Source organism: Treponema brennaborense DSM 12168 (assembly GCF_000212415.1).
Classification (GTDB): Bacteria; Spirochaetota; Spirochaetia; order Treponematales; family Treponemataceae; genus Treponema_F; species Treponema_F brennaborense.
This window is the reverse complement of the sequence record NC_015500.1, coordinates 3,036,183-3,055,580: the sequence shown is the minus strand read 5'-3', so window position 1 is coordinate 3,055,580 and position 19,398 is coordinate 3,036,183. Positions and strand designations below refer to the sequence as shown.

The 19,398-nt window shown below is 49.6% G+C and carries 15 protein-coding genes; 6 read left to right on the top strand and 9 right to left on the bottom strand.

The window, feature by feature from the left end:
* Window positions 1-63: 63 nt before the first annotated feature.
* Both gyrB and gyrA read left to right on the top strand, forming a co-directional pair.
* On the top strand, window positions 64-1,980 hold the full coding sequence (gene gyrB, locus TREBR_RS13315; protein ID WP_013759692.1) for a DNA topoisomerase (ATP-hydrolyzing) subunit B: 1,917 nt from the start codon (window positions 64-66) through the stop codon (window positions 1,978-1,980).
* A gap of 81 nt (window positions 1,981-2,061) precedes the next feature.
* Window positions 2,062-4,515, top strand: a complete 2,454-nt coding sequence (gene gyrA / locus TREBR_RS13310) for a DNA topoisomerase (ATP-hydrolyzing) subunit A (RefSeq protein WP_013759691.1) — start codon at window positions 2,062-2,064, stop codon at window positions 4,513-4,515.
* 663 nt (window positions 4,516-5,178) lie between these two features.
* Here the strand turns inward: gyrA and argA are convergent.
* On the bottom strand, window positions 5,179-6,531 hold the full coding sequence (gene argA / locus TREBR_RS13305; protein ID WP_013759690.1) for an amino-acid N-acetyltransferase: 1,353 nt from the start codon (window positions 6,529-6,531) through the stop codon (window positions 5,179-5,181).
* 139 nt (window positions 6,532-6,670) lie between these two features.
* On the opposite strand from argA, the gene TREBR_RS13300 reads away from it, so the two are divergent.
* From TREBR_RS13300 to TREBR_RS13290, 3 genes are all read left to right on the top strand, one after another.
* Complete coding sequence (locus TREBR_RS13300) at window positions 6,671-7,924, top strand: ABC transporter substrate-binding protein (protein WP_041610940.1); 1,254 nt, start codon at window positions 6,671-6,673, stop codon at window positions 7,922-7,924.
* A 68-nt stretch (window positions 7,925-7,992) separates the two neighbouring features.
* The gene (locus tag TREBR_RS13295; protein ID WP_013759688.1) at window positions 7,993-8,904 is read left to right on the top strand and encodes a carbohydrate ABC transporter permease; all 912 of its coding nucleotides are present in this window, start codon (window positions 7,993-7,995) and stop codon (window positions 8,902-8,904) included.
* A gap of 16 nt (window positions 8,905-8,920) precedes the next feature.
* Window positions 8,921-9,793 carry a carbohydrate ABC transporter permease gene (locus TREBR_RS13290; protein WP_013759687.1) on the top strand — a complete coding sequence of 291 codons (873 nt, stop codon included), beginning with the start codon at window positions 8,921-8,923 and terminating at the stop codon, window positions 9,791-9,793.
* A gap of 105 nt (window positions 9,794-9,898) precedes the next feature.
* Here TREBR_RS13290 and TREBR_RS13285 read toward each other — a convergent pair whose 3' ends face one another.
* Both TREBR_RS13285 and TREBR_RS13280 read right to left on the bottom strand, forming a co-directional pair.
* Window positions 9,899-10,717: an epoxyqueuosine reductase QueH gene (locus TREBR_RS13285; protein ID WP_013759686.1), complete on the bottom strand. Its 819-nt coding sequence runs from the start codon at window positions 10,715-10,717 to the stop codon at window positions 9,899-9,901.
* Window positions 10,718-10,725: 8 nt separating this feature from the next.
* Window positions 10,726-11,586 carry a phosphohydrolase gene (locus tag TREBR_RS13280; protein WP_013759685.1) on the bottom strand — a complete coding sequence of 287 codons (861 nt, stop codon included), beginning with the start codon at window positions 11,584-11,586 and terminating at the stop codon, window positions 10,726-10,728.
* A gap of 381 nt (window positions 11,587-11,967) precedes the next feature.
* On the opposite strand from TREBR_RS13280, the gene TREBR_RS13275 reads away from it, so the two are divergent.
* Window positions 11,968-13,647: a hypothetical protein gene (locus TREBR_RS13275; protein WP_156786678.1), complete on the top strand. Its 1,680-nt coding sequence runs from the start codon at window positions 11,968-11,970 to the stop codon at window positions 13,645-13,647.
* 18 nt (window positions 13,648-13,665) lie between these two features.
* On the opposite strand, the gene TREBR_RS13270 is transcribed toward TREBR_RS13275, so the two are convergent.
* The 6 genes from TREBR_RS13270 to TREBR_RS13245 form a co-directional block, all read right to left on the bottom strand.
* Complete coding sequence (locus tag TREBR_RS13270) at window positions 13,666-14,661, bottom strand: LacI family DNA-binding transcriptional regulator (RefSeq protein ID WP_013759683.1); 996 nt, start codon at window positions 14,659-14,661, stop codon at window positions 13,666-13,668.
* Window positions 14,662-14,673: 12 nt separating this feature from the next.
* The gene (locus TREBR_RS13265; RefSeq protein WP_013759682.1) at window positions 14,674-15,954 is read right to left on the bottom strand and encodes an MFS transporter; all 1,281 of its coding nucleotides are present in this window, start codon (window positions 15,952-15,954) and stop codon (window positions 14,674-14,676) included.
* Window positions 15,955-16,043: 89 nt separating this feature from the next.
* Complete coding sequence (locus TREBR_RS13260; RefSeq protein ID WP_013759681.1) at window positions 16,044-16,340, bottom strand: hypothetical protein; 297 nt, start codon at window positions 16,338-16,340, stop codon at window positions 16,044-16,046.
* A 186-nt stretch (window positions 16,341-16,526) separates the two neighbouring features.
* Window positions 16,527-17,024 (bottom strand): helix-turn-helix domain-containing protein, encoded by a 498-nt coding sequence (locus tag TREBR_RS13255; protein WP_013759680.1) that lies wholly within the window; start codon window positions 17,022-17,024, stop codon window positions 16,527-16,529.
* A 413-nt stretch (window positions 17,025-17,437) separates the two neighbouring features.
* The gene (locus TREBR_RS13250; protein WP_013759679.1) at window positions 17,438-18,664 is read right to left on the bottom strand and encodes a hypothetical protein; all 1,227 of its coding nucleotides are present in this window, start codon (window positions 18,662-18,664) and stop codon (window positions 17,438-17,440) included.
* Window positions 18,658-19,398 carry an outer membrane lipoprotein-sorting protein gene (locus TREBR_RS13245; RefSeq protein ID WP_013759678.1) on the bottom strand — a complete coding sequence of 247 codons (741 nt, stop codon included), beginning with the start codon at window positions 19,396-19,398 and terminating at the stop codon, window positions 18,658-18,660. Before TREBR_RS13245 ends, TREBR_RS13250 begins: the two co-directional genes overlap by 7 nt.

Below are 19,398 nucleotides of genomic sequence, written 5' to 3'. Positions count from 1 at the left end.
ATTCACGGAAAACCCTGCATCTGCATAGAATTCAGAATCCCGTACACGATTTAAGGAAAAACAATGAACGCATCTTATTCCGCTTCCAATATAACCGTTTTAAAAGGTCTTGAAGCTGTCCGGAAACGCCCCGGCATGTACATAGGTTCCACCGGTCCGGACGGACTGCATCATCTGGTATACGAAGTCGTAGACAACTGTATCGACGAGGCTATGGCAGGTTTCTGCGATACTATCGTCGTCGTGCTTGAAAAAGACGATATCGTTCGCGTTGAAGACAACGGCCGCGGTATTCCCGTCGACATACATCCTACTGAAGGCATCAGCGCACTTGAACTGGTTCTGACGCGCCTGCACGCCGGCGGTAAATTCGATAAAGGTTCCTATAAAGTATCCGGCGGTCTGCACGGCGTCGGTGTTTCGTGCGTAAACGCGCTTTCATCTTGGCTTGAAGCGTACGTTGAAAAAGACGGAAAAAAATATTACATGAAGTTCAATACCGGTGCTGCTGAATCTCCGGTAAAAGAAACGGGAACGACCGACCGGCGCGGTACGACCATTCGTTGGAAGGCCGATTCGACCATTTTTACCGAAACGACCACGTATAATTTTGACGTTTTGTGTACGCGGCTGCGGGAACTCGCGTTTTTGAACAGCGGCATAAAAATCGTTTTTCGGGACGAACGGCTGACGAATCCGAAAGAAGTCGTCTTTCAGTTTGAAGGCGGTATCCGCCACTTCGTGTCGTATTTGAATGAAGGTAAGAAAGTCATTCCCGAAGAACCGGTGTATATCAGCGGCGAACGCGACGACATTCAGGTTGAACTTTGTATTCAATACAATGACGGTTACAATGAAAACATGCTGTCGTTCGTAAACGACATAAACACCCGCGAGGGCGGTACCCATCTGGAAGGGTTGAAATCGGCCCTTACGCTGGTAATGAACGAGTTCCTCAAAAATAACGCGAAACTGCTCAAAAAGATGGATAAAGAAGAAAAACTGACCGGAGAAGACGTCCGGGCGGGACTTACGTCGGTCATATCGGTAAAAGTTCCCGAACCGCAGTTTGAAGGGCAGACCAAAACGAAGCTGGGAAATACGGAAGTACGCGGTATCGTCGCGTCGCTGTCAAACGAACAGCTTACGCTGTTTTTTGAACAGAATCCGCGCCTTATAGAACAGATTCTTGAAAAAGCCGTTTCCGAAGCGGCCGCCCGCATTGCGGCTCGTAAAGCGAAAGAAGCTACCCGGCGCAAAAACAGTATGGACAGTTTCGGGCTTCCGGGAAAACTGGCCGACTGTTCTTCAAAAGATCCGACCGAATGCGAAGTGTATATCGTTGAGGGAGATTCTGCAGGCGGTTCGGCCAAACAGGGCCGCGATCCCAAAATTCAGGCGATTCTGCCGTTGTGGGGAAAGATGCTCAACGTTGAAAAAACGCGCATCGATAAAGTTATCAATAACGACAAACTGCAGCCGGTTATCGCTTCGCTGGGCGCGGGTATCGGTAAGGATTTTAACGTTGAAAAACTGCGGTATCATAAAATCATCATTATGGCCGATGCCGATGTCGACGGTTCGCACATTTCTACGCTGCTTTTGACGTTCTTTTTCCGGTACATGCCGCAGCTTATCGAACACGGATACGTGTACATCGCGATGCCGCCTCTGTACAAAATAAAATTGGGCAAAAAAGAGCATTTCGTTTTTTCCGATGCCGAACGCGATGAGATACTTCAAACGTTGGGGGACGATAAAGGTAAAGTCGATATTCAGCGATATAAAGGTCTGGGTGAAATGGAATGGAAAGAGCTGAAAGAAACGACCATGGATCCTGCAAACCGCAAAATGAAACGCGTGGAACTGACCGACGCAGTGGCAGCCGATCATATCTTTACTACGCTTATGGGTGAAGAAGTGGAACCGCGCCGTAAATTTATTGAAGACAACGCGGTGTACGCAACGCTGGACGTATAGCGTTCCGTTCGCCGACAGATACATGACCCGGAAGCACGCGCTTCCGGCTGCTTTATGTATAAAAAATAAGAGGAATCATATATGGAAGAAATACGGACACCGGAAGGCGGCACGTTAATACCCGTTTCAATTGAAGCGGAAATGAAAAAAGCGTATATCGACTATTCGATGTCGGTCATCGTAAGCCGCGCGCTGCCGGACGTGCGCGACGGAATGAAGCCGGTACACCGGCGCATCCTGTACGCCATGAATGAAGAAGGTCTGCATTATTCCGGCAAAACCCGCAAATGCGCGACGGTAGTCGGTGACGTGCTGGGTCGGTATCATCCGCACGGAGACGCCTCCGTTTACGACGCGATCGTCCGGCTCGGCCAGCATTTTTCAATGCGGTACATGCCGATCCAAAAGCAGGGTAACTTCGGAGGCATCGACGGAAGTCCCGCCGCTGCGTACCGTTATACCGAAGCCAAAATGTCGACGGTAGCCGAAGAAATGGTTGCCGACATTAAAAAGGAAACGGTCGATTTTCTGCCGAACTTCGACGACACGCGCCAGGAACCGACGGTTCTGCCGGCAAAGTTTCCGTTTTTGCTTGCCAACGGTTCGAGCGGTATCGCCGTCGGTATGGCGACGAACATGCCTCCGCACAATCTGCGCGAAATCTGTAGTGCGATATCCGCGTACATCGATAATCCCGACGTTTCTTTAGAAGAATTATGCGGCATTGTAAAAGGACCCGACTTTCCGACCGGCGGCATCATTTTCGGCCGGCGCGGTATCAAGCAGGCTTATAAAACCGGCCGCGGTAAAATTCTTATCCGCGGAAGGTTCAATATTGAAGTTGACAAACGCGGTCGTGAAACGATCATTTTTACCGAAATTCCGTATCAAGTGCGAACCGACGATCTGTGCAAACGCATAGGAGAGCTGGCCCGCGATAAAATAATCGAAGGCATCGAACGGGTTAACGACGGTTCGGCGGGCGACGACGTGCGTATCGTTATCGAACTGAAACGCGGTGCGATTGCGAAAGTTGTCCTGAACCAGCTGTTTTCAAAGACGGCGCTGCAGTCTTCGTTCGGCGTTATCAACCTCGCGCTGGTAAAAGGCCGACCGGAGATTCTGACGCTCAAAGACCTTATCCGGTATTTCGTGGAACATCGGCAGGAAGTGGTCACGCGGCGAACCCGTTACGATCTGCGCAAGGCAGAAGAGCGTGCTCACATTCTGCGCGCGCTTATCGTTGCGATTGACAATATCGACGAAGTTATCAGGATTATCCGCGGATCGCGCGACACGCAGACTGCCAAAAACGGTTTGATGGAACGTTTTGAATTCGACGACGTGCAGGCGCAGGCCATAGTCGACATGCAGCTGAAGCGTTTGACCAATTTGGAAATCGAAGATCTGCGGCGCGAACTTGCCGAGCTTGAAACGCTTATCGTTCATCTGAAAGATCTGCTGGCGCATCCGGAAAAAATCCTTGCGCTTATAAAAGAAGAAACCGAATCGCTCCGCGAAAAATACGGAGACGACCGCCGCACCGACATCGTTGCCGATGAAGTGGAACAGATAAACATTGAAGACCTTATCAAAGAAGAGGAGATGGTCATTCTGATCTCGAACCTCGGCTACATCAAGCGCATTCCGCTCACCGCGTACAAAGCGCAAGGGCGCGGCGGCAAAGGCAGCAACAGTGCGAAGCTGGTGGAAGACGATTTCATAAATCAGATATTCATTGCGTCGACGCACGATTACATTATGTTCATTACGAACGAGGGTAAAAGTTACTGGCTCAAAGTGCATGAAATTCCCGAAGCCGGACGTAATTCCCGCGGTGCGCATATCAAGGGACTTCTGACCGTTTCTCCGAACGAAGAAATAACGACGGTCGTGTCGCTCAAGGAATTCAGCGACGAACAGTATCTGTTCATGGCGACCGCGGCCGGCGTGGTTAAAAAAGTTCAAACGAGCCAATTCAGCAACGCAAAGACGCGCGGTATTATTGCGATCAGGCTCGATGAAGGCGACAAACTGGTAACCGCCATTTTGAGCGGCGGAACCGACGAACTGATTCTTATTTCACGGCGCGGACAGGCGTTGCGCATAACCGAAACGAGTGTGCGTCCTATGGGCCGGGCCGGCCGCGGGGTAGGGGGGCTCAAGCTTGCACAGGGAGACGAACTTGCCGGCGCGCTGCGCGTTGAATCGGATGCGTGCATGATGCTTCTGACCGAAAAGGGATTCGGCAAACGGGTGGACTTCGACGAGTTTGCCGCGCACGGTCGCGGAACCGGCGGACAGCGCATTTACGGCGTGTCCGATAAAACGGGTGAGATCGTCGGTACGATCAACGCCGCCGATTCCGATGAGATCGTGTGCATTACCAGTCAGGGAAAATCGCTGCGCGTCGCCGCGAATTCCGTGACGAAGCAGGGGCGCTCGGCTTCAGGCGTGCGCGTGTTTAACATCGATCCTCCGGATATGGTGATCGGTCTTGACCGCGTTGCCAACGAAGATAAGGAAGATGCTTAATTATTTATATTATAATGAATTAAATATGCGTTAAGTATAGCGTGATAAGTTGTTATTACGATTATATATCGTATCGAGGGGATACTGATATATATAATACCATCAGGCGAGAGGTTATTCAAAAGGAATCGTTTTTTTGATAAAGCGAATTCACACGTCGTTTTATCAAACCGACGTATTTCCTTTTGAATGCCTCTTTTTTTATGTAGTATTTCTTTTTATTGTTTCACGTGAAACATATGTGAGAAATCTTTTTTCTGAAACGCTCCTCTCTGTGTTGCTTTCTTGTTTCACGTGAAACATTTCTGTGAATCTTTTTTTTGGGTAAAAACTCTCGCATCTTGCTCGGTTGTTTCACGTGAAACAGATAAGTTCTGATATTAACGGCTTTTACAAAAAATATGTAAAACGTTTCTCCCGTATATGCATATATGTGTTTCACGTGAAACAATAAAATCCCGACAAGAACAAAACTTTAAAAATTAACGCAGAAATAGGAAAACTTGTGGAAAACTCATGGAAAGGTAGTGAAATAAAATTGCAATCATTGTCAAAAACGGTATAAATAGCGGTAAAATAAAAAAATACCGGTTATTCTACGCTATCTGTAGATATATCCGGTATTTGTGGACGGATTGTGGAAAACCTGGTGATTTTCCGGGATTAAAAAGATTTTCGATACAGCTTGGAACCTCTCGCCGGCGACCACGTTTCTTTCCGTTTCTCCGGCAGTGTTTCTATCGGTGCCGGTCTAAATCCGAGTGCTTCAAACCAGTCGGCTGTCTGTGTCGTCAGAATGAATACGCTGCGTGCTTTTTGCTTCTTTGCCCGTGCAATCAGATATTCCACCAATTTGGGACCTATACCTAAGTGAGCGCACGTCTGATCAACGGCAACGGCGGCTATTTCTTTTTGACCGTCGGCGTATGAGTGCAACGCCGCACATGCCCGAATACCTCCGTCAAGTTCGTACACGATGTAATCGGCGTACCGTGCGGCAAGAGAAGATTCCGTGCGCGGAAGCAGAATCCCTTTTTCCACGAACGGTCGGATAAGGTTCAGTACTGCGGGAATATCTTCTATAGACATATCCCTGATTCCGCCGTAATCCGATTCGTAGATCATCGTTCCCGATCCGAGATCCGAGAAGATTTCACACGGAACGGTTCCGTCAAGATTACTGTTCAGTATGTGCACGCGCGATACACCGCTGCGGCATGCCTGCGTACCGAGCTCGATCAGATCGCGGATAAGCGATTCGTTCCGGATCGTTTTGTCATCCGCATCGGACTGAAGGGGATTTCGTTGCAGAAACAGTTCGGCTTCTTCAAGATTGAGCGCCGGAATATGACCTTCAGGCGAAAGTCCTATCTGATCCGGAATGCTAAATCGTGACGCGGTAAGTTCCGCATCGGGGAGCAGGAAAAAGAGCTTGTCCGCTTGAATTCGTTCGGCAACTTCGGCAGCGAGTCTGACGGACGATATGTTGTACGGTTTTCCGGCTGCACTCCAGCCGATACAGGGGAATATCGGTATGAACCGGTTTTCCAAAACGGTACGGATCGCGTCGGTTTGTACTTTATCAATTTCTCCCGAAGTGGCGAAATCCGTTCCGTCTCTGACTCCTTTTCCGCGTGCACGAACCCAATTGCCGATAACGGCCGTTTGCCGTTCTCCGGCAAGGCTGGTCATGATCCGGTTGGAGACGTCGAACGCCGCCATTTTTATAAGCGGCATAGCGTCTTCTCCGGTAATACGGCACCCGTTTTCCAATCTCCACGGAATGTTAGCGGAAGCTAACACCTCGTCTATTCGCTTTCGGGCGCCGGGAACGATGACGACTTGCAGTCCGGCTGCGTGTATCATGCAGATATCCCGGATATGGCTGGTGAACAGCGGCGAATCTATAACGCGGTCATCCATATAGATGACAATCGATGCGTTTTTGAATCGGCGGAGATAGCGGATAACGTCGCGGATATTTTCCGCTTTTGAATAAAGGTTTTGTTCCTGCATGTAAAAAGTATAGCAGATATGCGAACAGGTGACAATAAAAGTACAAAATACAGTACAAATGTAACTTGTATACAAGGAAATTGATGTTATGCTTATTATAGAAGACGCAGATTTGAACCGCGTGCTCATAGGAGGAAATATGAAGAGAGGATTATGGATTACGGTCGTATTCGTACTTGCAGCAGCTGCAGTATGTTTCACCTCGTGCAGTAAAAAAGATTCCGGTTCGGATGCAAAGCTCGTATACTGGACTATGTGGAATGAAGCCGAACCTCAGGGTCAGGTTATTGCCGAAGCGGTAAAAGCATTTACAGCCGAAACCGGCGTTAAAGTTGAAGTCAACTTCAACGGTCGTGAAATCCGTAAAACGCTGCAGCCCGCGCTTGATGCGGGTGAAACGATCGATTTATTCGATGAAGATATCGAACGCGTTCTGAACGCGTGGGGTAACTACCTGCTGCCGCTCGATTCATACATAACCCGTTCGTATCCGACGACGAACGGTAAACCGTATAATACGGTTATCAATCAGACGCTGATTTCCTTGGCGAAAGATCTCGGCGGCGGTTCAGTCAAAAACATTCCGTATCAGCCTTCCGCTTTTGTAACCATGTACAACAAGGATCTGTTCGCGAAAGCCGGCGTAACGAAACTTCCTGCCACTTGGGAAGAATTCCTGGATACGTGCGCCAAATTGAAAGCGATCGGCGTTGCCGGTATCACCGTTGACGACGCGTATATGGCGTGTCTGTTCGGCTATTGCATGGACCGCATGATCGGCAAAGACGCAACGCTCGCTATGGTGAAGAACAACGATTTTACAAATCCCGCCGTTCTTGAGTTCGGTAAAATATGGGAAAACATGGCCAAAAACGGTTACGTCAGTGCGAAAGCCGCCTCGAACATTTATCCGGCCGGACAGGTCGAAGAAATGGCGACCGGCCGTGCCGCCATGTATCTGAACGGCACGTGGCTGCCGAACGAAATCAAAGGCAACAATCCGAGCATGAATTGGGGTGCGTTCGCGTGGCCTGCGATTGCGGCGTCCGGCGACGGTCCCGAATCGAACAATTACGGTGCGCAGAGTTTCGGTATCAACAAAAATACGAAATATCCGGCTGAAGCGTTCAGTCTGATCGTATGGCTGACTACAGGTACCTGGGACGCCAAATTGGCTCAGGACAGTCTGGGTATTCCGATGGCGAACGACTCCGCTTGGCCGACGGCGCTTGCCGAAGCACGCGTCGTGGTCGATTCTACGACGAACCGTCTGCCCTGGGCTGTCGGTATGGAAGATAATCCCGATATCAATGCCAAAATAAAGGAAAACTTTGCAAAATTGGTCAAGGGTGATTTGAACGCCGAATCGTTCGCAAAAGCCATGACGAAATAGTGATGTAATCGGAACGGGTCGCCGTCCCCGTATCGGAGGCGACCCGCTTACCCTGTTTGGAGGTGGATATGCTGAGAAAAGATAAACCGATGATCGTTGCCTTTTTGACTCCGGCCGTATTGTGCTACGTATTGGTTTTTTTGTATCCGACTATCAGAACTTTTATCATGAGTTTTTTTGCCGTGGAGAGCGTGTCCGATTCCGTCTCGAAATGGCGGTTTTACGGTTTCGGAAATTATATAAAACTGTTCACTACGCCCATTTTTCTGCAGTCGATGAAAAACATCGGCCGGATTTGGTTTTTCGGCGGCGCGGGAGTCATGTTTTTGAGTCTTTTGTTCGCCGTCATTTTGACGAGCGGAGTGAAAGGCAAAACTTTTTTCCGCAGCGTTATTTATTTGCCGAACGTCGTCAGTGCGGTCGCAATGGGAACGATGTGGATCAATTACGTATACAATTCGGACTACGGTCTGTTACATACTTTTTTTAACGCGGTGGGACTGACCGGTTTGAGCCAGACACTTTGGACGAGTCCCGGCAATCTGTTTTGGAGTATGCTGGTTGCGTACAGTTTCGGTATGGTCGGTTACCATATGCTCATATTTATGAGCGGCATTGAACAGATACCGAACGACTATTACGAGGCGGCGCTCATAGAAGGTGCGAATATTTTCAAGCGGTTTACGAGTATCACGCTGCCGTTTCTTCGCGGCGTGCTGCGTACGAACATCGTAATGTGGACGGTGTATACGGTCGGGTTCTTCGTCTGGGGGCAACTGTTCAGTCCGGTCAATTTGTCGAACGATACGGTTGCACCGATGAATTACATGTATGAACTGGTTTTCGGATCTTCTTCATCTGCGGCGACGGCCCGCAATTCGGGTGCGGGAGCGGCGATCGGCGTGATTATGTGTCTGATCGTCGTTGCGGTGTTCTTTGCGACAAACCGTATCGTTAAAAACGACGATATAGAACTGTGAGCAAAAGGAGGAACGTATGGCATTTTCCATGAAAATAACGAACGAACGCGCCGAACGGCACAGACGATGGGCGCTGACTCCCGGGTACGTTTTGGTCGGCTTATGGGTTCTGTTCACTTTTCTGCTTATAGGGTGGGTTTTTTTCGCGTCGTTTTCCACTTCGTCGGAGATATTTTCCGATCATATGTTCAAGTTTGAAAGCGGTTTCCATTTTGAGAATTATGCGAAAGCGTGGAAAACGCAGAAAGTATCCGTGTTCTTTATGAACTCGCTGCTGTACACACTGGTGTCCTGTACGGCAATTATCGTGATCGCGGCGCCGGCTTCTTATGTGCTGTCGCGGTTCAAATTCCGCGGTAATCTGATGGTCCAGAACATGTTTGCAGCGGCGCTGGGTATTCCGGTAATCATGATCATTATGCCGCTTTTCGGACTGATTTCTCAGATGCGGCTTACGAACAACCGGTGGATGCTGATTTTCCTGTACGTTGCGATGAACGTTCCGTTCGCAATTTTCTTTTTGCTCGCGTTCTTTAAGAACTTGAGTTTTACGTTTGAAGAGGCGGCTTCAATAGACGGCTGTTCGCCGATGCGGACGTTTTGGCAGATTATGCTGCCGCTCGCGCAGCCGGGAATCGTTACGGTCAGCATTTTCAATTTTATCACGATATGGAACGAGTATTTCATGTCGCTCATTTTTGCGAATAAGACGTCCGTGCGGCCGGTTGCCGTCGGTCTGTACAACATGATCCAGTCGATGCGCTATACGGGCGACTGGGGCGGCATGTTCGCAAGCGTCGTTATCGTATTTTTGCCGACGTTCATCCTGTATATTTTCCTCTCGGAAAAAATCATTGCAGGTGTTACCGGCGGTGCGATCAAAGGTTAGGAGTTCCTGGCCGGAAGGAAAAATCTCACTTTCCGTCGGTCACCTCATCATACATCCCCTCCTTTAGGAGCTGCCGGATAATGCGGATTTCCGGCGGCTCCTTTTTTATTCGGAGGGCGAGTGCGTTCCGTTTTGTCGGGAATAGACGCAGCCGCAGTAGTCTTGGCGGTACAGTCCGTATTCGGCCGAAAGTTCGAGCGAGCGTTTGAAGCCGTTTTTCTTTTTGAAATCGGCGTACAGGTAGCGCGGAGGCGGAGTGCCGGTGGCAACGTATGTGCCGGTGGCGATGTGCACGTCGTCGTGGGGCGATCTGTCGCTTGGTTGTTGTGCAGCATTGATTGCTTTATCAGTGACAGCTGCCGCCGTTCGGAATTCGTTTTCCAATTCACGGCCGATTGCGTTTATTTTTTCCGCATCTTTATACGGACTGATGGAGAGTGTCGTGGTTACGTAGTCGAATCCGGCGGCGGCAGCGTAGGAAAACGCGCGCTCCATGCGGAGCCGGTAACAGCGCCGGCAGCGTTCGCCGCGTTCCGCTTCGGTTTCAAGTTCAGGTTCGCTTCGGACGTTCGTCGCCGAGAAGTATTCGTCCGGATCATACGGCGGAACGCACAGCTGTACCTGCTGTGCGCACGGAAACCGTTTTATAAATGATGACAGTTCCGTCATACGGCGCGCGTATTCGGCTTGAGGATGAATGTTCGGGTTATAATAGAAAACCGTTATATCGAAAATAGAATGCAGGTATTCAATGACGTACGAACTGCACGGGGCGCAGCAGGCGTGCAGCAGCAGCGACGGTTTTTTCACTTCAAACGTTGCCGCCGCCGCAGCGGCGGATCTGCGGATATGATCGAGTTCGGCCTCAAGTTGTTTTTGGTAGTTCGGTTTTTCTGTCCTGCCGTTCGTATCGGTTTTATTCATTTTTACAGTTACAAATATTGTTTGAGTTCGGCGTTTTCAACGCCGGCAAGCAGTTCTATGTACGGTTTGACCGGGCTGCAGTTGATTTTTTGCAGGAGGACTTCTTCGATCTGGAAAAATCCGACGTCGCTCGACATGGTGATTTCGATGCGTATCGGTTTTGCCGTTCCGGCATGGATGCTGATTTTTTCGATCGAGTTCGCCGAATATTTGTGGATGTCGCCGACTTTCGGTTCGGTGTTTATAGCCATGGGGATACGCGCGCGGCCTTTTGCCATGTCGCAGCCGTCGGCAATCAGGATCATGCCGGCTTCAAGCGAGTGGATGCGGCGGCTCCCCATGTGTCCGGCGATTCCTTCGAGTGCGAGCGAACGGATGATAACGCGCCTTTTCAGAACGGGACTTTCAGTTTCCGGTACGGCGGGAAGCACTTTGTCCAAAATGCGGTCGATAATCGGGAGGGCGAGCGTCGCGCTGAACAGTTCGTGATCCTGCCGCCCGACCGTCATGCCGAAGTCGTGCATGAACGACGCAAGGATGACCGCCGTGAGACTGTCTTCAAAGGTTCCGGCATTTTCGGCTTCAAGGCTGGTTTTGATGCCGGCTTCCCTGAGCAGGAGCATCATGCGGATTGCGTTGCCGGTAACCGTCCGCATGTGAACGGGGCCGTGATCGTTGAATCCCAGACGGACGATGGAAACGTCGTTCGCGTAATCCTGTATGGCCTGTATTTCCGCATCGGCGATCAGCCGTTTTACCGTTTCAAGCGGCAAGTACGGCCGTTCCCGAGCGTCGGCCGTCTGTGCGTGCGCTTCTTCAAGGAGCGCGAGTATCTTTTTTTCAAGCGATATTTCTTTGGGTGATTTCATAATATAGAAGATACCCGAATTCAGGGTGGAAGACAAGGGTAAGCAGATTTCAGTTGCAGAAGTATTGCTCCTGATGTATGATTAAATCACCGAAATTCAGGAGTGATTATGAAAAAAGTTATTGTATTTTTGCTGCAAACAGCATTTTTATTTTATGTATTTGCTCAAAATTCAAATTCCGAACCTTTTCCGGATATAGGCGTTCCTTACGGCAGTCTGAACTTAAAAGCCGGCGACGAAATTTTGCTTCCGGTGTCAGGCATGGTTCAATTTACAAATAAAGAAAATAATTCTGCTTTTCCGGTCGATATACCGGAAAACTTGAAAGAAGATTATATTTGTATCGTTTTTCCTTCCGTGTATTATTACGGAGGGGAGGAAATGAACAGTTTTTATGAACTGGTATTTTTCAACGTTGAGCTTAAATCGGATTTAGATACGGGCAGTATTCTTCCGGTAAACACCGTAATAGGAACGGCAAAAGCAGATACGGTATGCGTAATGCTGCGCTGCATTTATCTTGATCCGAATTTGGTCCTGCTTTCACAGAATGTGCCCCGCCGCTTCGGCAGATACTGGTATTACGGATTGGAATATTTTTCACCGAACGTAATGCGCTTTTTGGATTATCAGACGCTCGATAACGCGGATCAAAAAATTGATTTCGGCGGTACGGGACAACCGCAGTCGCTGAACGATATGGTCAATATGTCGAACGCTCAGGAAGATGTTATATGCACGTATCCGCCGACTTCATTTATCATAAAAACAAAGTTGGATAAATATCCTGAAATAAAAGACGAAAGTCCGGCTATTTTTGATTCCTGTACTCATGAAATGAAAATAGATTTTGACGGTGTTCCGCTCCGGCTTTTCTTTTATCAGGGCTATGATTATTATTTACGCGAAGAATATCAGCTGAATAATGATATATATCTGTATATAAATATTTTATACGAGATTAATCGGGAAGTGTTTTGTTATGTCAGGGATTTTTCGCTACAGTCGCCTGAAGACATCGTACATTTTAAGCTGGACTATATCGGGCAAGTAACCGGTGAAAATATATCAAATTATGTGAAAAGCAGCAGTCCGGACTCTTCAATATCCGATGATTATGTTGATATTCCATTGCCGGAGTTTTTGGACACGGATTTTGCTGAATATGAGCGTTTCTTTTATTTTAATGAAAAAACGGGTAAATTTGAAGAAAATAAAAACAATATTAACGAAGGCTGGTACCATGAAGACGGGACACTTTTTATGCATGCGTATTTTTATGACGATCAGCTTGTACACCGCATCAGGCTGATAATTACGTATGATGAGAACGGAAACGTTCTTTCCGAAAAATGCTATGAAGCCAAGATGTATAAAAAAGACGGAAAGTGGACAACTGACGATACGCAATGGCGTATGACGATAAAAAAGGAATACGCGTATGAAAACAAAGACAGTATGACAGTGAAAACCGGTAAATATTATCGGTACAGTTTTAAACCGACAACGGAGCATGACGACGGTTTTGAAAAAACGGAAACGGACGCAAATAACGTTGTCAGAAAGGCATCTAGCGAATATGGAACGACCGGATTATTCGATATAAGAGAATACGATGAATATGGAAACATTATAATAGCCCGGTTTGATAACGGTGATTTCAGCGGTGACTACACATATGAAAATTTTTATGGTGAAACCGGCCTTTTGATAAAAACTGTTTCCGTAAATAATGAAACGGGCGCCATATCGGAAATTGTATATGAATATGATAAAAACGGACGGAAGACGCTTGCCAAGAGTGCGTTTGGACAGGAAAAATGTGTATATGATTCAAAAGGCAATATTATTGAAACTATTGAATCGGAAAACGGCAAAGAAATAAAACGGGTGTATTACAGATACGATGAAAAAACGGGAAGGCTTCTCTTCAAGTATGAAGTGACTTTCGGCGAATATGCAAATAAACGATTCTGGTATTATGAAAAAACGAATGATCGTGCAAAATGGGAAAAAAATCTTGATCCGGAGACGCTTTTAAAAACGCTGAAAGTGTATTAAAACGTACCGTGTCCTGTTTTACGGCAGCGTCGTGTTTCCTTCGCGCAGATATACGTCGGCCAGAGTGAGCATGTTTTCCGGTGCGATCGGTTGGGTTCGGTTTTGAATGCGGTTCAGCATTACGGACACGAGTTTTTCCGCTATGAGCGGCAGGGGCTGTACGATCGTGGTGAGCCGAGGCAGAAACGCGTCGGCAAGCAGCGTGCCGTCGTATCCGATCACTTTAACGTCCTGCGGCACCCGTTTGTGCCGTTCGTGAAGAACGTTGATACAGGCGATCGACACCAGGTCGCTTGAAAAAATACCGTCGATATCGGACCTCGCTTCCATGATGCGGGCCGCGATGCGCGCCGTTTCGGTAAAGTCGAATTCGTTCCAGGGCAGTTCGACGGTTTCAACGCGGCAGCCGCTTTTTTCCATGACATCGGCAAAAACGGTGTGCCGGTCTGCCGACGGCGTGCGCACTTTGTGCGTGCCGGTGAATTGCAGCACGGAACGGCAGCCGTTTGAAAGCAGTTTTTCGGCGGCGAGTTTGCCGCCTTTTTTATGGTCGGCGGCGACGCAGGGAATGTCGGCGCTGACGATGCGGTCGAATGCGACGATCGGTTCTTTTATTTTCCGGTATTCGGTGAGGTCGAGCGTGTGGGAACCCATGATGATGCCGTCCATGACGCGGCAGCGCAGCATTTCAAGGAATTCCTTTTCGCGGTTGCTTTTGCGGATAGTATTGCAGATGAGCGTTTTATATCCGGCGTTGTATAATTCGATTTCGATATGTTTTGCGGCGAGTGAAAAAAACGGATGTGAAATATCCGGAATGACGAGACCGACGATGCCGGTTCTGCAGCGCGACAGGCAGCGTGCCGTTTCGTTGGGTGAATAATCGAGCGCTTCAATGGCGGCCTGTACGGTTTTGCGCGTTTCGGCCGAAACGTATCCGTTCCCGCTGAGTACGCGGGAAACGGTGCCGATTCCGACGTGGGCCATTTCGGCGACATCTTTTATGCTTGCCATACGGGCAGTATACTACATTTCACGGGCGGTTTCCACCGGTTTTTGCAGATCGCGGATTTCACGGCTCGCGACCATCGGTATGACGCACAGACAGACGGCGATGCCGGCGATAACGAACCAGGTGTTGACGCCGACCGCTTCGGCGAACAGTCCCGAAATGACCAGTCCGAGCGGGCCTGCCAAAGACATGCTGCTTGCCGAAACGCCCATAATGCGCCCCAGATATTCCGGGGGAACTTTTTCCTGATAGAGCGACATGCACGGCGCGTTGAAAAACGGGCAGGAAAATCCCATAATTCCGGCTCCCGCAACGAATACGCCGAACGCGGTCGGCGGCAGCAGTCCGGCTCCGGCGAACAGGACGCCGAGCAGCAGCGTGGAAAGGGTCATCGTAACGAGCCGGTTTTTGAAGCCGCCCCATATGCCGATGATGATTCCGCCGACGAGCATTCCCGCTGAAAACACCGTTTCGGCGAATCCTGCGGCGGAGGCGGTCTGTCCGAAGTAGCCCATGCACATCAGCGGCGTCAGCGACGCGGCCGGCAGGTATGCGAACGTGAACAAAAAGCCGACCAAAACGAGCATACGAATCCCGCGGAACGAAAGCAGCAGTTTGTAGCCGGCGATCGTGTCGCGGATAAGATGCGGTTTTTCGGCGGTAAGGGCCGCGTCCGTTTTTTTCAGGCGCGGTATTTTTACAAGGGCGACCGCCAGACAACCGAACGCCGCTCCGATAACGTCGAGCATGATGATGATCGGCATGTCGAGCGCCGCGTATAAAACGGCCGCGATCGCCGGGCTTGCGATGAACGATACGGACATGACCGCCTGCGCGTAGCCGGCACATTTGGTGAGCATATCGGGCGGCACGATGAGCGGCGTAACGGCTTGGAGCGCCGGTTCGTGAAAGGTGGAACCGAGCGCGCGGCAAAAGAGTACGGCGTACACGAGCGGCAGCGGGAGGTCTCCTTTCATTGCGAACAGGGCCAAAACGAGCGCGGCGGCCGCGACGAAGCAGTCCGCAAAAATCATAATCTTTTTGCGGTCGTACCGGTCGGCGAGGCTGCCGGTAAACGAAGCGAACAGCGCCTGCGGCAGAAACGCGACGCCCGTGGCGAGGGCGAGCATGGCGGCTGAACCGGTGCGGGCGGTTATGTACCAAATGATTGCGTATTGGACGATAGCGCTCGTGATTATTGAAACGGCCTGGCCGCCCCAGATGACGGCGAACGTTCTTTTCCAGTGCGTGCAGGAGACATCGGGCGTCGCGTTCGGCGATAGCGTGTCGTTCATGGGAAACTCCTCGTTGTAATCACAATTACATAGTAATAAAAAATATAAGTCAAGCGGCGGTTCTCCGCGGCGTCGTGTCCGCGTGCGATTTACAACGTAACGAGGACTTTCGTGCCGTCCGCGGCGCGCACGTTGACCAGTTCAAGTCTGCCGTGAATTCGTTTGATGCGCAGGAGTTCGGCGAACAGCGCGTTCAGCTGTTTTGCGGTTACGTACGGTGCGCGCGGCGTTTCCGGTATCTCCGGCGTGTCCGGTTCGGTGTGACGGCGGTATGCCGCGGTTACGGCACGTTCGGTGATCAGGGCGGTACAGCGGTTGAGCAGCAGCCGCGTCGGCAGTATGAAGTAAAGGGGCGGTTTTCCCGCTTCACGTATAAAAATTTTCATGGAATTCTTCCTTACTGAATTGAGTGGCGAAAGCGAAAGCTTGCGCCGGCATTAAGCGGTCTCCTTTGAACGAGCGTGAGGGATACGCAGGCCGAAGTCCGGCGCAGGCGAAGTCCGGCGCCGGATGAGCGAACAGCGAAGCCGGAGTAGCCCGGTTTTACGCAGTAAAACACGCCGAAAAAAGATTCATTCGACGACCACTTCTACGATATCGCCTTCGGCGCTTTCGACTTCCACCAATTTACCGATGATGCCTTTGTCGAGCATCAGGAGGATTTGGGCAAAGTCGATTTTTTGAAGGTATTCGTTTCCGGCAATTTGCGGAACGGCGACGCCCATTTCGAGCGCCATTTTAATAAGGGGAACGGGCAGGTTGACGCGGACTTTGTCGCCTTTTACCGAATTGACGACGACTTTGAACATCATGTCGTCGACGTTTTTCCGGTCAGCTTGGGGAACGAGTTTGGTTTCCGGCTGCTTGCCGGGAGTCAGCAGGTCGTCCACCGTAACGCCGAGTACGGCCGCCAGTTTGGGAAGCAGCGTGATGTCCGGGTAGGATACGTCGTTTTCCCATTTTGAGACGGCTTGCGGCGAGACGTTCAGTTGTTCCGACAGTTCGTCTTGGGTGAGCCCTTTGGCTTTGCGCAGTTCGGCGATTTTTTTTCCGATGCTTATTGTTTCCATATGATACCTCTTTGTTCGTTGTATCCGCCCGTGTCGGCCGACTTTTGCGGAATCCGCTTTGCTTTTCAGCGCGGTATACGACGACTATAGCCGAAGTGCGCGGTGATTTGAATGGAGCGTCGGTTGAATTATAGCATTTTTTTACAACCGTTTGGTGAATTTTCGCTCAACCGGCGGTTGAATTTGCCGGAAATGGTGAGGAACGTGCCGAATCGTGCCGAATCGTACGGGAACGGGAGAGAATTGGGGCGGGTGAAGCAGATGCGGTGGGGTATGTCGGTGGGGCGTGTCCGCCGGTGCGGAGATAGCGCGGAGATGGAACGTGTTGGTGGGGCGTGTCCACCGGCGCGGAGATAGTGAGAAAAACGCTCCAGCGAGAAAAACGTTCCTGCGCGGAAAAAGCTCCGGTGGTTTTAATACCTGTATTTTAATCCTGCGCTTACGCTTGCAAGTTTGTCTGCTTTTTGCGCATTGAGCATTCCTTCAAGCGAAAGTTCCAGCGCGCTTATCGGTTCCCATGCAATCGCGATTCCCGCGAAGTGTGCATTGTCTTCGATTTTCTTGTCTGTTCCGGTTGCAGCGCCACCGGTTGCTGTGCCGGTTCCGTTTATTGCGCAGAAAAGATACGTTCCTGAAACGGATAGTTTTTCCGTTATCTGGTAGGACGCAAAGCTGAATACTCCGAGTTTTTGTGTGAAAGGCGCCCAGAGGCTTTCGGCTCTGAGCTGCAACTGATGATTTCGGACGTCTGTCTGTATGTAAAAAATCTTTGCAAGGGAAACCGAGCATTGCATTTCATCTTTGTCAAAGCCGTCGTCTTTTTTAAAAGCTGTGCTGACGTTTACATTGTAATCGAGCCAGAGGTTTCCGTCTAAAGAAAGATATGCTTTTTGAACTGCGGCGTTTCCTTCCGCAAGATAGCCTGCTTCGATATTTTCAAGCGCTGCAAACTCCGTGTTGAATTGTACGCGTCCGCCAAAGCGTCCAAAACCGTATGTTGATGCTGTTTCTATCGGCGGAAGTGCCGCGACTTCAATCTGAATTCCATTAAGCAGGGGAACGGTAAGCGCAAAAATCCAGTCTGTCGCCGTTCTAAAGTCAGAAAGCGAGGATGCGGAAAAGGTCAGTGACGTTGCGTCTGCGGCAGCTGTTGCATCAGTTCCCGCCGTGCCGAGCGGGTCGCTTCCAAAAATCAAGTCGCCTGCGTTGTAAAATAAGCCGTATCCCCAAGATAAAGGCATTTTTCCCGCGGCAATGCGCATTTCTCCGGCCGGAAGTCCGCAAGGCAGACGGAATTTCATATACGCTTTACGGAGTGTCCAGTTTGCCTGATACGCCGCAGGAACTGCGTTTCCGGCTTCCGGGTTTATCAGTTCAGGCACGGAAGTAATATCGACTCGTCCTTCAAGATATGCTTTTACAGAAGAAGACAACGCCGTGTCGATTTTCAGTCCGGCTTGTGCGCTCGAATACCAAAAGTCATCGTTTTTAATAACCGGCGACTGTATGTGCATCCAGCCGGAGTTCAGCGAGATTTCCGCACCGATTTTCGTTTCCGCACATACATCGAACGACGCAAGCGCTGCAAAGACAAGCGCGGATAAAAACGCAAACGATTTTTTTACCGTGTTTTTTACCATGCGAGTTCATCCTTTGAGAATATTTTGTCGGAAATCGGCGTGTCAAATTCAATGGATAAAACTGACATTTCCGTAACGCTTGATTTTTTCAGCAGATTTACCATGCGTCCTTTCATTCCGACGTAGTAGTTTCCGACTTTTTTAAAATCGGTCATAGTGCTTTCGCTGAGCGCTTTTCCGCTTGCAGAATACATTATTTCTTTTCTTCCGACGAACGTCGTGCTGTCAATCCATAGTTCCTGTTTTTGGTATAACTGTTTTTTCGTTTTTGCCGTGAGCATAAGGTGATAGCATTCCGCGCCGTCGATTGTTTCCGTTCCCAAAAGCTCGCCTGTGTAATTCGCAAGCGTGCCGTCGTTTTCCGTTAAGTCTTCATAGCTGAAATCAGAACCCATTATGCTGTCTTTGAGCGCGCTTCCTTGCAGGCGGATAAGTTCTTCCGCGTCCGGGTAATATAAATATACCGAGTTTTCAAGTCGCAGAATTTTTTGTCCCGCGTCGGGTCCGTCTGCAACGATGATAAGCGTGTCGTTGTTTTTACGCTGGTACGATTCAAATGTTGTTTTTGCAGTTCCAAACTTGTCTGTTACTAAAAGCGTCGCTTTCATTTTGGACGTTTTATAATCTGTGTTGGCGTCGTATTTTGCCATGATTTCTTCAATTGAAAGTTCCGCGGCAAATGCAGCTGATATGGCGGTGAGCGCTGCCAGCATAAATGCATATAATTTTTTCAT

Coding starts and splice junctions, on each gene's coding strand:
- TREBR_RS13265 (WP_013759682.1), bottom strand. CDS start 15,954: ATGAACGACACGCTATCGCCGAACGCGACGCCCGATGTCTCCTGCACG.
- TREBR_RS13290 (WP_013759687.1), top strand. CDS start 8,921: ATGGCATTTTCCATGAAAATAACGAACGAACGCGCCGAACGGCACAGA.
- TREBR_RS13285 (WP_013759686.1), bottom strand. CDS start 10,717: ATGAATAAAACCGATACGAACGGCAGGACAGAAAAACCGAACTACCAA.
- gyrB (WP_013759692.1), top strand. CDS start 64: ATGAACGCATCTTATTCCGCTTCCAATATAACCGTTTTAAAAGGTCTT.
- TREBR_RS13245 (WP_013759678.1), bottom strand. CDS start 19,398: ATGAAAAAATTATATGCATTTATGCTGGCAGCGCTCACCGCCATATCA.
- TREBR_RS13300 (WP_041610940.1), top strand. CDS start 6,671: ATGAAGAGAGGATTATGGATTACGGTCGTATTCGTACTTGCAGCAGCT.
- TREBR_RS13295 (WP_013759688.1), top strand. CDS start 7,993: ATGCTGAGAAAAGATAAACCGATGATCGTTGCCTTTTTGACTCCGGCC.
- gyrA (WP_013759691.1), top strand. CDS start 2,062: ATGGAAGAAATACGGACACCGGAAGGCGGCACGTTAATACCCGTTTCA.
- TREBR_RS13270 (WP_013759683.1), bottom strand. CDS start 14,661: ATGGCAAGCATAAAAGATGTCGCCGAAATGGCCCACGTCGGAATCGGC.
- TREBR_RS13250 (WP_013759679.1), bottom strand. CDS start 18,664: ATGGTAAAAAACACGGTAAAAAAATCGTTTGCGTTTTTATCCGCGCTT.
- TREBR_RS13280 (WP_013759685.1), bottom strand. CDS start 11,586: ATGAAATCACCCAAAGAAATATCGCTTGAAAAAAAGATACTCGCGCTC.
- TREBR_RS13255 (WP_013759680.1), bottom strand. CDS start 17,024: ATGGAAACAATAAGCATCGGAAAAAAAATCGCCGAACTGCGCAAAGCC.
- TREBR_RS13260 (WP_013759681.1), bottom strand. CDS start 16,340: ATGAAAATTTTTATACGTGAAGCGGGAAAACCGCCCCTTTACTTCATA.
- argA (WP_013759690.1), bottom strand. CDS start 6,531: ATGCAGGAACAAAACCTTTATTCAAAAGCGGAAAATATCCGCGACGTT.
- TREBR_RS13275 (WP_156786678.1), top strand. CDS start 11,968: ATGAACAGTTTTTATGAACTGGTATTTTTCAACGTTGAGCTTAAATCG.